Origin of the sequence: Streptomyces sp. NPDC007095 (assembly GCF_040634475.1) — a bacterium.
Classification (GTDB): domain Bacteria; phylum Actinomycetota; class Actinomycetes; order Streptomycetales; family Streptomycetaceae; genus Streptomyces.
Genome location: NZ_JBEYFS010000019.1, coordinates 1 through 12213 on the forward strand (window position 1 = coordinate 1; position 12213 = coordinate 12213).

Here is a 12213-nt window from a genome sequence, read left to right on the forward strand (position 1 = left end):
GCCCCGCCAGTTCGATGACGACGAAGGGCTCGCCGAGGCCCTCGCGGGCTGTACGGGGCTGAGTGCCGAGCTCGTCGCGGAACGGATCCGACGGCGTCCGTCGGCGCGGTCGGGAAACGGTCGCTCAGTCTGGCGTTGCGGCACTTCCAGCCCGGTACGGACCCGTAGAAGTCCAGCGTGGCCTTGAGGTCGCGGCTGGTGCGATGGCCGGGCGGGCCGGCGCGGATGGGCCGCGCGTTACATCCTGGCCGGCGGTTCGGTGACCTCTGCCTGGGCGGGGCGCAGGAACCGGTCGCCGACGCGGTAGCCGGGGCGCAGGATCGCGGTGCAGGTCGGTCGTTCGACACGGTCGGAGCGGGTGCAGGAGACGGCCTCGTGCAGGGCGGGGTCGAAGGGATCCCCCGGCGTGCCGAAGGACCTCAGCCCGAGGGCCGCCAGTTCGGCTTCCAGTACCTCGACGACGCGCTGGAAGCCGCCGGTGACTTCTCCTTGCTTGCGTGCCTGGTCGATGGCGTCGAGGACGGGGAGTAGGCCGGCGAGCACGTTGGCCACGGCTGTCTCACCGACTGCCCGCCGGTCGCGGCTGACCCGCATGCGGTAGTGGTCGTATTCGGACGTCACTCGCTGCAGCTCCGCCGTGCGCTTACTCAGTTGTGTCCGCAGGACGTCGGCTTCGCCCACGGCGGGGTCGGCCTGCGGGGCAGGCTCGATGGCGCCATGGCGGTGGGGTTCCAGGCTCTCTCCCTGGCCCCGCCGCCGGCTGTCCCTGACGATCGACAGCGGACGCTGACCGTGGCGGTGGGTGTCGCTGGGCCGGGTCATCCAGTGCCCTCCTGCCGCTTGTCGTCATCGACGATCTCGGCGTCGACTACGTCCTCTTCCTGCCCGGCTGCGCCTGTCTCGCCGTCGCCCGAGCCTCCGCCCGCGGCCTGCCGGCCCTGGGTCCGCGCCTGGGCGTACATGGCGGTGCCCACCTTCTGAGCTGCGGCGGTGACCTTGTCGGTGGCCTGCCGCAGGGCGGTGGTGCGGTCGGCGTCGGCCGACTCCACCTTGAGGGCTTCCTTGAGCTCCGCCAGAGCGGTCTCGACCTCACCCTTGACGTCGCCGGGGATCTTGTCGGCGTTGTCGGCCAGCAGCCGTTCTGTCTGGTAGGCGACCTGCTCGGCTCGGTTGCGGGTCTCAGCGGCCTCCCGGCGCCGGCGGTCCTCCTCGGCGTGCTGTTCGGCCGCGCGCATCATGCGGTCGATGTCGTCCTTCGGCAGGGCGGAACCGCCGGTGACGGTCATCTTCTGCTCCCTGCCGGTGCCGAGGTCCTTCGCCGTGACGTGCATGATGCCGTTGGCGTCGATGTCGAAGGCCACCTCGATCTGCGGGACACCGCGCGGGGCCGGCGGCAGACCGGTCAGCTCGAACATGCCGAGCCTCTTGTTGTACGCCGCGATCTCGCGCTCGCCCTGGTAGACCTGGATCTGCACGGAGGGCTGGTTGTCCTCGGCGGTGGTGAAGATCTCGGAGCGCTTCGTCGGGATCGTGGTGTTGCGCTCGATCAGCTTGGTCATGATGCCGCCCTTGGTCTCGATACCCAGGGACAGCGGGGTGACGTCCAGCAGCAGGATGTCCTTGACCTCACCCTTGAGCACACCGGCCTGCAGATCGGCGCCCACGGCCACGACCTCGTCGGGGTTGACGCCTTTGTGCGGGTCCTTGCCGGTCAGCTCCCGTACCAGATCGGTCACCGCCGGCATCCTCGTCGAGCCGCCCACCAGGATGACGTGGTTGATGTCGGACACCTCGATCCCGGCGTCCTTGACCGCGTTGTGGAACGGTGTCTTGCACCGCTCCAGCAGATCCGCCGTCAGCTGCTGGAACTGGACCCGGGTGAGCTTCTCGTCCAGGTGCAGCGGACCCTCGGCGGACGCGGTGACGTAGGGCAGGTTGACTGTGGTCTCCGAGGACGAGGACAGCTCGATCTTCGCCCGCTCGGCGGCCTCCCGCAGCCGCTGCACGGCCATCTTGTCCTTGGTCAGATCCACGCCGTAGTGGTTACTGAACTGCTTGGCCAGGTGGTCGACGATCCGCTGGTCCCAGTCATCGCCGCCGAGATGGGTGTCGCCGTTGGTGGCCTTCACCTCGACCACGCCCTCGCCGATCTCCAGGAGGGACACGTCGAAGGTGCCGCCGCCCAGGTCGAAGACCAGGACGGTCTGGTCGTTCTCCTTGTCGAGCCCGTACGCCAGGGCCGCGGCCGTGGGCTCGTTGATGATCCGTAGCACCTTCAGCCCGGCGATCTCACCGGACTCCTTGGTCGCGGTGCGCTGGGAGTCGTTGAAGTACGCCGGAACGGTGATGACCGCCTCCGTGACGTCCTCACCCAGGTACGCCTCCGCGTCCCGCTTGAGCTTCTGCAGTACCCGCGCGGAGATCTCCTGCGCGGTGTACCGCTTGCCGTCGATGCTCCCGCTCTCCGGGAACCGCCACTGCGCGTCGCCCATGTGGCGCTTGACGGAGCGCACGGTGCGCTCGACGTTGGTGACGGCCTGCCGCTTGGCGACCTCGCCGACCAGTACCTCGCCGCTCTTGGCGAAGGCCACCACTGAAGGGGTGGTCCGCGCGCCTTCTGTGTTGGTGATGACCGTGGGCTCTCCGCCCTCCAGCACGCAGACCACCGAGTTCGTCGTGCCGAGGTCGATTCCCACTGCCCGTGTCATGGTTCCTCTCCTTCATCTGGCAGTTGGAACAAGCATTGCTACGTGTCGGTAGATTCCAGTTTCCACCTCCTTGGGCGCTTTCGTGACGGGCGGGAGGTAGCGCGAGCGCGACTACATCCGGACCGGGCGGCCGGGTGGGGCCCGGATGCCGGAGAACTTCTTCGCCACCTACGAGCGGCACGATCGCCCCGTTCCGGTGACCTGCGAGGACGGGCTTGCCCTCCGCGGCTGCTGCCGCACGCGTCTGCCGGTGCACCGCACCGGGTAGGTACAGTGCCGCGACGTGATGTCCCTGGGGCCGGCCTGGAGGCGTCCGTCTTCCGTCGCGCCCACCACCAGCGCATGGTCCGGGAGATGCGACAGGCCGCGTGGAAGGCCGGTGGACTTCGTGCGCCGCGCCCACGCCGAACTGTCCGCGTTTCTGGATGCCGAGGCGCCCGGCGGCGGCCACGCACCCTCCGTACTGAGCGGCGAGCACGCCCACCGCTTCGTCCCGGACCTGCGCAACCGTCAACGCCTCTGCCTCGCCTTCCGCGGCCAGGCCCGCCTGGACTGCAAGAAGTCGAAGGTCACCGAGAATATGCGCCGGGTGGTGTTCAACCACGGCCGGGCCGTGCTGCGCGGCGCGTTGGCCAGCGGCAGCACCGAGCAGATCGGCCTGGACCGCGCCTTCATCGCCGCCATGCCGGTCGACGGCCCGTGCATGCCCCGCAGCCGCATCCTCTTCCCCGAAGAGGTCGCCCGGGCCCTGGCGGACGAGGTCAACCTGCAGCACCTAGCCGACGGCTACGACCTGCACGACCGCGGCCTGCGGGATAGGCGGGAGGCCATCGTCGTCACCGGCCGGCGCGTCGGCGAGGTCACCCAGCCTTGCCCGGACTGCGGCGGCGGTTGCAGCGGACTGCCCCTGTGCTGGCATGGCCAGACCAAAGTCGGCAACCTGAACGCAGCCGTCTACATCCCCGAACACCCGGCTGGATACAGACCTCACAGGCCCGTCACCACACCGCCGATCCACCGGCGCGGACCACCCCTGTGAGTGAACGCCTCTGCTGAGCTGGGGCGATAGGGTCATAACGGAAGGTGTGGGCAGTCTCGAGGGCTGGGTTCGGGGCGGTTGTCTTTGTCATCCCAGGGGCGCGGCCGCGCCCGGCACACGTCAGGGGGGCCTCTTTGCCGCCAGAGTCACAACGATGCGCTCTGACGCTCCGGGGCTCCGATCGCCGAGCGACACCCGACGCAGGCTCCAGCACCGACACGGCCAGGCTGACCTTCCTGTGCGACGCCGTGCGCGGTATCGGCACAACCCTGGATCTCAAGCACCAGGCCAGCCAACTGGCTGACCGGGCGGTACCGGGGTTCGCCGACTTCGCTTCGGTTCATCTGTGCGATCGGGTCGTGGCGTCGGAAGATGACCTCGCGCCCCAGGGGCCGGAGGGTGCGGTGGTGATGCACCGCGTGGCGGCAGTCCACCATGAGGAATCGGACTGCCGGGAGGAACTCCGCCCGGGGAAGACCTTCGTCTACACGACCGGCACAGCCATGACCCGATTCCTTGCGGCAGTCGAACCAGTCCTCATTCCCCAGGTCGGAGATGAGGTCCTGCAACAACTTCCGGCGGAGCTCGACAACCCGGCCCTCCGGTTGGTACTGAAGGGCTCCTCCGTCCTGCTGGTGCCGCTGGTGGCGCACGGTAGGGCCCTCGGCTTCGTGGTGTTCGGGCGCAGACCCGACCGCCCCGCTTTCGTCGCCGCGGACCTGACAGCCTGTGAGGAGGTGGCCGGGCGGGCGGCCGTGGCCCTGCACAACGCCCGGATCCACAGCGACGAAACAACGGCATCCGCAGTGCTGCAGCGCAGCCTGCTTCCCACGCCGCCCCCTCGCCTGCCAGGGGTGGAGATCGCCTACCGATATCACCCCAGCAGTCGCACCACGCAGGTCGGAGGCGACTGGTTTGACGTGATCCCCCTGCCGGGCCACCGAGTCGGACTCGCCATCGGCGACGTGGCAGGTCACGGTGTGCACGCAGCGGTCGTCATGGGGCAGCTGCGGACAGCGGTCAAAGCCCTCGCCACTTTGGACCTGCCGCCCGGGCGGCTACTGGCCCAGCTCGACGCCTTCGCGCAGCGCCTGGGCCACTCCCAGCTGGCCACCTGCCTGTACTGCGTCTACGACCCGACGACCGACCGCTCCACCCTCGCGAGCGCCGGCCACCTTCCGCCAGTCCTTGTGGCGCCCGACGGCAGCAACGAACTGCTGAAGGTCCCCGTCGCCGCACCGATCGGAGTAGGCAGCGTCACCTTCGACACCCTGGAACTGCTCACGGAGCCCGGCAGCCTCCTCCTGCTGTGCACCGACGGCCTGGTGGAGACCCGCGGGCAGGACATCGAGGAGGCACTCCGCGCGCTCGGCCGCAGACTCGCCGCCCAGCGCTCCTCGCTGGAGGAAACCTGTGAGGCACTGATGCGGCACCAGCATCCCGAGGGCCACCACGACGACATCACCGTCCTCATGGCCCGCCTGAACGGCATGCCATAGAGCTCGTAACACGATCTTGTTGAAGTGTCCTGATTCGGCATGACCGGTGTGACGACTCGACCGTTCGGGAGGGTGTGAGTACACGGCCATGGATCGTGGACTTGTGGGCGCTGATCGAGCCGCTGCTGCCCCCTGGCCCGAACGGTCGCCGGGTCCGCGACCGGTGCCGGACCGGCTGTCTCCGCAGGGCGTCCTGTACATCCTCTACAACGACGTTGCCTGGCAGCCCCTGCCGCTGGAGCTGGGGTTCGGCTCCGGGCAGACCTGCTGGCGCAGGCTGGAGCGATAGCAGCAGGCCGATGTCTTCGACCAGCTGCACCGCATCTGCTCCCCCGATCCCGGACGTGTCCGCGCCGCCCACTTCACTCCAGCCAAGGGTGTGGGCATAGCTGTCGGCGGGCGCCGCGGTGTCCCTGGAGGTTGCTGTCGCTACTGGCTGATGGTTGCCGATGGCGGGGTCCAGCGGCTCTTGGGCAGGATGGTGGTGCTGACTCCGAAGTCGTTCTTGAGCTGTTCGGGGATGGCGTAGTGCATGACGCGGCCGCGGGTGAGGGAGGACAGTTCAAAGATGGTGGTCAGGTGTCCGATTCGGTCAAGGGCCCAGGCCGCCAGGGGCGAGCCGTCCTCAATGGTTTCCAGCAGTCCCAGCAGGGCGGGCGCGGCCTTGACGACAGTGTCCCAGGTGGTGCGGGGGACTTGCAGCCAGTCGGCGCAGGTGTCGCCGATCAGGTAGCGGATCAGGGCGGAGACGATCGGGTCGAAGAAGGTGCCGGGCACGACTTCTTCATAGAGGTCGATGAGCTGGCGGGTGAGCCGGGTGCCTTCCTCACTGGGGCCCATGTGGCGGGTCATGTACAGGTCGGAGAACTCGCGGGCTGCCTGCAGGTCCTTGGGGACATGGTCCTGGTCGATACCGAGGATGGCGCCGACCACCCGCCAGGCGTAGTAGTACGCCTCGGCGCCTTCGTTGCTCATGTGGATGCCAAGGCGGTGCAGGGCGTCGAGGACCTGGATGGAGAACATCATCTGCCCACCGATCATGTCCTCCTGACAGATCGGCGTGCCCAGGGCGGCGGTGTCCCAGCGGTCCTCCCGCTTGAGGTGGTGGCGGATGGAGGCATGCAGCAGCCGCACTTTCTGGGCTGCGGGGATGAAACGGCTGCCGGCTTCGAACGCCCCGGGCTGCATGAGGTAGACGGTGAACTGGCCCGTCTCAGCCATCCGTTTGGAGGGGTACTTCAGCGAGTGGGTGGCCGACAGCAGCTTGGCCACGTGGGGCACGACGTAGCAGGCGGGCATCGAGGCGAACGACAGCGCCGTGGAGATGTGCACGTTGTTGTCGATGAAGAACAGCCGTGCTTTCTCCATCTCACCCCAGTCCACCCAGGCTGGGGGCGTGCTGGTCTCGTTCAAGTACTCGCGGGCGACATCGGGCAGCCCCTCAGGAAGGTCCTGCCCGACGGTGGAGACGTAGCGCATGAGCGTGTTGAACTTGCCGATCTCTCCGCGCTCGTAGAGTGCCGCCACAGTCGCGTCGGCGAGTTCGTCCCCTGGGGTGCGCAGGGCGTCCATGGACGCTTGGGTGTAGGTCATCGTGCTACTCCGATGGGGTGGCGGTCAGTGAGTGCGGGTGGCCGAGACGCTCGCCAAGGCCGACAGTGCGCGGCGTGCTTCGGTGGTCAGATCGGCGTCGGCCAGGGCGTCGTGTGCTTCACCCAGCCGGGCATTGATCATGTCTTCGACGCGGGCGACGGCCCCGGTGCGGTGAGCGATCTCCCGGGCCCGTTCCACCTGCTGCTCGCTGAGCTTCGCCTGACCGAGCAGGAGGCGCAGTTCGCCGTGTTCCGCCTTGGTGGCGGACGTGAGCGCGTGAGCCATCAAAGCCGTGGGCCGGTTCCCGGCCAGGTCATCGGCCGGATCCTTGCCGGTCTCCTCAGGATCGCCGAACAGGCCCAGCAGGTCATCACGCAGCTGGAATGCCTCGCCCAGCGGCAGGCCGTAGTCGCTGTACGCCTGCAGCAGCCGCGACGGTGCGCCGGCGAGAAGGCCACCGATCTGCAAAGGGTGTTCGACGGTGTATTTGGCGGTCTTATAACGGATCACCTTCACCGATGCGTCCGGGTCCGGCTCGGCTCCGGTGCGCAAGACCTCCAGGCACTCACCGGCCACCAGTTCGCGGGCCAGAACCGCCCACACAGGCCGGGCCCTGCTCAGGAAGGCGCCGGGCAGGCCGGAGGTGGTGAACAGCTGCCCGGCCATCGACATCAGCAGATCACCCACCAGCATGGCCAGGGACCGGGCGCCGGCCTTCGGCCGCGCATGACCGGTGAGGACCTTGCGCAGGGCGATGTGCCCGGTCGGCTGGCCGTGCCGGGTGCGGCTGTGGTCGATCAGGTCGTCGTGCACGACGGCGGCCGCATGGACCAACTCGATCGCGCTGGCGGCGCGGACCAGCGCCTCGCTCTCGGGCTGGCCGGCACCGCGCCAGCCCCAGTAGCAGAACGCCGCCCTGAGCCGCTTGCCGTGCCCGGTCACGGCGTGAAGCTGCTCTGCGACCGGCGCCAGACAGGCATCGATATCGGCCAGTGCCTGTGCTTCCACGGTAACGAATTCGCTGAGGAGTTGGTCGATGCGCTTCTTCAGTAAGGCGTGCTCTTCCCGTTCACTCACTGCCGCTCTCCGCCTGGCTGCGAGCGGTCACGGTGCGGGCGAGGACCTCCAGGTGAGCTGACGGCGCGGCCGCACGCCGGTCCAGGAGCAGGCGGCCTCGCGCCTTGGCCTCCTCCTGGCCGTCCACCAGAAGGTCCCCGAGATCGGCGCGGCGCAGCAGGCCGCGGACGCCGCCCACCGCGCTGCTCAGCCCACAGACCGCCAGATCGGCAAGGCCGGCCACCAGGGCCACCGTGTCCTCGGTCAGGCCCGGCTTGCGGCCGTCATGGTGTGTCACAGCATGTCCTCCTGCGGCAAGGCCCGCCCTGGCTCCGGCCGGCCGGCCGGCTGGCTCGCTGGCTCGTCGGCACAGAGCAGCGCGTAGCGGTGTTTGGCACAACGCGATTCGAGTCTGGCCACCGAACGCACCCCGGGCAGCCCTTATGCACTATCGAGTGATCTTCTTCAAAGATCCCAACAGGCAGTAAGCGGCACCTGTTACGGACAAGAACCTTGCAGCACTGGGGCAGGCACCAAAGGGGCCCTACAACCGGCGTTTTCCGCCGTCGGAGGGCTGTATGCCTTCTGCGCATTGCGGCACGTCGACCACCGTGACGTCCAGGCATAGCCCTAGCCCTACGGAACGCAGCGGATGACGCCAGGCTCCCGGTCTACGGCGGTCTCGGACCTGTCTTCGGTGAGCATCACCGGCCGTACGCCCGCGTTCTGGAGGCCGGAGACAAGTGCCGCGGCGTCGCTGCGCGGAGTGTCAGCGAGGGCGACGAAACCGACGATGTCGAGCCCCGGCTCGTCCAACGGTCGGTCCAGGGCTTCCTCGGACTCGTCATGGTCCAGGCGCCGCAAGGCGACGGCCAAGACACGCAGCCCCTCCGCGGCCGGCGTTCGTGCCGTGTCAGCAGCGGTGGCCTCGTCCCCCCGGCACGCGGGCAGGACGACCTCCGGCGCGTCCCGGCGGACTCGCGGCGCGGCAGCAGCCGCCAGTGGTCCTGCGGCCGCCGGCGGTCCTGCGGCCGCCGGTGGTCCTCCGGCCGCCGGTGGTCCTCCGGCCGCCGGTGGTCCTCCGGCCGCCGGTGGTGCGGACGGCTATTCGACCTTGACCCAGTTGAGCGTGCGCTCCACCGCCTGCTTCCAGCCCGCGTAACCCTCCGCTCGCTGGTCGTCGGACCACTGGGGCTCCCAGCGTTTTGACTCCTGCCAGTGGGTGCGCAGTTCGTCGGTGTCCCGCCAGAAGCCGGTGGCCAGCCCTGCCGCGTAGGCGGCGCCGAGCGCGGTGGTCTCGGCGACGACCGGGCGGCTGACCGGTACGCCGAGGACATCGGCCTGGATCTGCATGCACAGGTCGTTGGCGGTGACTCCGCCGTCCACCTTGAGCACGTCGAGGTGGACTCCGGAGTCCTGCTCCATGGCCTCGACGACGTCGCGGCTCTGGTAGCAGATGGCTTCCAGGGTCGCCCGGGCCAGGTGGCCGTTGTCGTTGTACCGGGCGAGGCCGACGATCGCGCCCCGGGCGTCGGAGCGCCAGTACGGGGCGAACAGGCCCGAGAACGCCGGGACGAAGTACATGCCGCCGTTGTCCTGGACGGTGCGGGCCAGGGTCTCGCTCTCGGCCGCGCTGCTGATGATCTTCATCTGGTCGCGCAGCCATTGCACCGCGGACCCGGTGACCGCGATGGAGCCCTCCAGGGCGTAGACCGCCGGGCTGTCTCCGAACTGGTACGCCACGGTGGTGAGAAGGCCGTGCTGTGAGCGGACCAGTTCCGTGCCGGTGTTGAGCACCAGGAAGTTGCCGGTGCCGTAGGTGTTCTTGGCCTCGCCGGGCGCGTAGCAGACCTGTCCGACGGTGGCCGCCTGTTGGTCGCCGAGCACCCCGCTGATGGGGATGGCGGCGCGCAGTGGCCGGGATGTGCGCGTCACACCGAACGCCTCCCGATGGGACGAGGGGTTGATGGTGGGCAGCATCTCCCGGGGGATATGGAAGAAGCCCAGCAGTTCGTCGTCCCAGTCGAGGGTTTCCAGGTCCATCAGCATGGTGCGGCTGGCGTTGGTCACATCGGTGGCGTGGATGCCGCCGTCGGGGCCGCCGGTCAGGTTCCACAGAACCCAGCAGTCCGTGTTGCCGAAGAGGGCGTGTCCCTGCTCGGCTGCCTCGCGGACGCCGTCGACGTTCTCCAGGATCCACTGGATCTTGCCGCCGGAGAAGTAGGTCGCCGGCGGCAGGCCCGCCTTGTGGCGGATGACGTCTCCCCGGCCCGAGCGTTCCAGGGCCGCGGCGATGGAGTCGGTGCGGGTGTCCTGCCAGACGATGGCGTTGTAGTAAGGGCGGCCGTTGCGCGGGTCCCAGACAACGGTGGTCTCCCGCTGGTTGGTGATGCCGATCGCGGCCAGGTCGGTCGGGGACAGGTTCCCGTGCCTCAGGGCGTTCTGCATCACGGAGTTGGTGCGCTCCCAGATCTCCACCGGGTCGTGCTCGACCCACCCGGAGCGCGGAAGGATCTGGGCGTGCTCCAGCTGATGCTTCGCCGCCTCGTTGCCCGCATGATCGAAGATCATGAATCGGGTACTGGTGGTCCCTTGGTCCACCGCGCCGACGAAATCGGCCATGGGGTGCCACCGTTTCGTAGCTGTCAGTCCTTGGGAGCGGGGATGCGGCCCGGGGGCTCCGGCTCCGCTGTCGGCAGGAACTGGCCGACGAAGAACTTGTACAGGGCCCCGCCGACCAGACCGCCGGCCAGTGGACCGAGGATCGGCACCCAGAAGTAGAAGTTCCCGTACTGATCTCGCCATGCCCCGCCGTACCCCGTGAGGAAACTGGCCAGACGGGGACCGAAGTCACGTGCCGGATTGATCGCGTAGCCCGCGTTGGTACCCCAGGCCATGCCGATGCCCACGACGACCAGGCCGATGATGAACGGGGCCAGGTTGGCGCCAGGGGGCGTGTTGAGCAGGTCCGTGATGGCCAGGATCAACAGCAGCAGAATGGCGGTGCCCATGACCTGGTCACGAAACGCGCCCCACTCGTAGACCGGCAGGTTCGTGTTGCCGTTCGCGGGGAGCGTGGAGAACACGAACTGCGTCTTGAGGGTGTGACCGGGGTCGGCCTTCGCCAGCGCTTCGGTGTAGTTCCACCGCACGAGGAGGGCCGCCACGAAGGCGCCGGCCGTCTGCGCCAGCGCGTAGGGCGCCACCTTGCTCCACGGGAAGCCCTTGAACGCGGCCAGGGCGACGGTCACCGCGGGGTTGAGATGCGCGCCGCTCAGCCGTGCCGCGACGTAGACACCCATGGTGACACCGATGCCCCACGCCCAGGAGATGCTGTCGTGGTTTCCGAGGCCACCCGGCGGAGTCGTGAGCGCTCCGCCGGCGACCACCTGGGCCACCACGCCGCAACCGAAGAGGATGAGAATCATGGTGCCCGCGAATTCGGCCGACAGCTCGCCTATCAACCCCGACCTTTTGAACCGCTCAGTCATGGAAGCCCGCCTCCCGCCGGCTCAGCACCGGCCGTCGACTGCCCGAGTCCTCACGGCATCAGCATAGGGCGATCAAGAAATAACCGCAGAAACAGGGAAATATCGCGCTCTCAGACCTGGTCATACGCTGAGACCGGCTCCCGGCGCACCGGTATCCGCGGCTGCAACGGATCATCACTTCGCCGGGCGCCAGGATGACTCACGGAATGCGCGCGAACCGTGGCACTCCGTGACTGCGCCGGTGGTACGCCGTCTGCGATGACGGGGTCCTGATGGGTTTCGCCGTTCAGGTATTGCCGCAGAGGTCGAGACGGCGGCGTACGGAGGAGATGGTGAACCGTCAGGCATTCCACCTGGCCACGCAGCCCACGACCGTGGACGAGAAGGCGCCGGACGAGCCCGTCTCGATCTGGAGCCACGTCTCCTGCCGCTGCATCGATGCGCCCGGCGGCCAGGGCAAGGACGGCACGCTGCTCGACATCTGGAACTGAGGCAGCGGCGCCCGGACCAAGTGGCAGCTCATGTCCGACGGAACGGTGCGCGCCATGGCCATGCTCGCCGGGTCGGCGGCGGCCGGCCTTGCCACACTGGTGGCGACACCCTGCTCGACCTCGACGTTGCCCAGCTCGCGCAGCCCCTGGGCGACGAAGAGCAGCGCGTAGTACGCCTCCACCGCGAAGCGCTCGACGGGGCGTACCCCGAAGCGCTTCCTGTACGCCGCCACGAAGCGCGCCGCCCGCCGAGCGGGTCGGGTAGACCACGCCCATGCCGCCCGCGCCGGGCCGGCCCAGCAGCCGGCAGCCGCCGGCGAAGGGCAGGTCGCCCGG

General features: G+C 68.7%; 13 protein-coding genes. 4 read left to right on the plus strand and 9 right to left on the minus strand.

The window, feature by feature from the left end:
• Positions 1-237: 237 nt before the first annotated feature.
• Positions 238-822: a nucleotide exchange factor GrpE gene (gene grpE / locus ABZ656_RS09270; RefSeq protein WP_360266094.1), complete on the minus strand. Its 585-nt coding sequence runs from the start codon at positions 820-822 to the stop codon at positions 238-240.
• Positions 819-2708: a molecular chaperone DnaK gene (dnaK, locus tag ABZ656_RS09275; protein ID WP_101402662.1), complete on the minus strand. Its 1890-nt coding sequence runs from the start codon at positions 2706-2708 to the stop codon at positions 819-821. Before dnaK ends, grpE begins: the two co-directional genes overlap by 4 nt.
• Positions 2709-2853: 145 nt before the next feature.
• Here dnaK and ABZ656_RS09280 point away from each other — a divergent pair, with 145 nt between their 5' ends.
• From ABZ656_RS09280 to ABZ656_RS09295, 4 genes are all read left to right on the plus strand, one after another.
• A complete protein-coding gene (locus tag ABZ656_RS09280) occupies positions 2854-2976 on the plus strand; it encodes a hypothetical protein (protein ID WP_360266098.1) in 123 nt (40 codons plus the stop codon).
• A 111-nt stretch (positions 2977-3087) separates the two neighbouring features.
• Positions 3088-3747: a hypothetical protein gene (locus ABZ656_RS09285; RefSeq protein WP_101402661.1), complete on the plus strand. Its 660-nt coding sequence runs from the start codon at positions 3088-3090 to the stop codon at positions 3745-3747.
• Positions 3748-4106: 359 nt separating this feature from the next.
• Positions 4107-5246 carry a SpoIIE family protein phosphatase gene (locus tag ABZ656_RS09290; RefSeq protein ID WP_129592182.1) on the plus strand — a complete coding sequence of 380 codons (1140 nt, stop codon included), beginning with the start codon at positions 4107-4109 and terminating at the stop codon, positions 5244-5246.
• A gap of 88 nt (positions 5247-5334) precedes the next feature.
• On the plus strand, positions 5335-5535 hold the full coding sequence (locus ABZ656_RS09295) for a transposase (protein WP_101402659.1): 201 nt from the start codon (positions 5335-5337) through the stop codon (positions 5533-5535).
• 140 nt (positions 5536-5675) lie between these two features.
• Here ABZ656_RS09295 and ABZ656_RS09300 read toward each other — a convergent pair whose 3' ends face one another.
• From ABZ656_RS09300 to ABZ656_RS09330, 7 genes are all read right to left on the minus strand, one after another.
• A complete protein-coding gene (locus tag ABZ656_RS09300) occupies positions 5676-6839 on the minus strand; it encodes an oxygenase MpaB family protein (protein ID WP_360266102.1) in 1164 nt (387 codons plus the stop codon).
• Positions 6840-6863: 24 nt separating this feature from the next.
• Entirely contained in the window at positions 6864-7916 is a 1053-nt protein-coding gene (locus ABZ656_RS09305) for a polyprenyl synthetase family protein (protein ID WP_360266105.1), read from the minus strand.
• Entirely contained in the window at positions 7909-8193 is a 285-nt protein-coding gene (locus tag ABZ656_RS09310; protein WP_101402656.1) for a polyprenyl synthetase, read from the minus strand. The genes ABZ656_RS09305 and ABZ656_RS09310 overlap by 8 nt, the downstream gene beginning before the upstream one ends.
• A gap of 338 nt (positions 8194-8531) precedes the next feature.
• The gene (locus ABZ656_RS09315) at positions 8532-8771 is read right to left on the minus strand and encodes a hypothetical protein (protein WP_360266108.1); all 240 of its coding nucleotides are present in this window, start codon (positions 8769-8771) and stop codon (positions 8532-8534) included.
• 228 nt (positions 8772-8999) lie between these two features.
• Positions 9000-10517, minus strand: a complete 1518-nt coding sequence (glpK, locus tag ABZ656_RS09320) for a glycerol kinase GlpK (RefSeq protein WP_101402653.1) — start codon at positions 10515-10517, stop codon at positions 9000-9002.
• A 23-nt stretch (positions 10518-10540) separates the two neighbouring features.
• Positions 10541-11386, minus strand: coding sequence for an MIP/aquaporin family protein (locus tag ABZ656_RS09325; protein WP_101402652.1), 846 nt, complete (start codon positions 11384-11386; stop codon positions 10541-10543).
• 340 nt (positions 11387-11726) lie between these two features.
• The gene (locus ABZ656_RS09330) at positions 11727-12110 is read right to left on the minus strand and encodes a hypothetical protein (protein WP_360266112.1); all 384 of its coding nucleotides are present in this window, start codon (positions 12108-12110) and stop codon (positions 11727-11729) included.
• Positions 12111-12213: the final 103 nt, after the last annotated feature.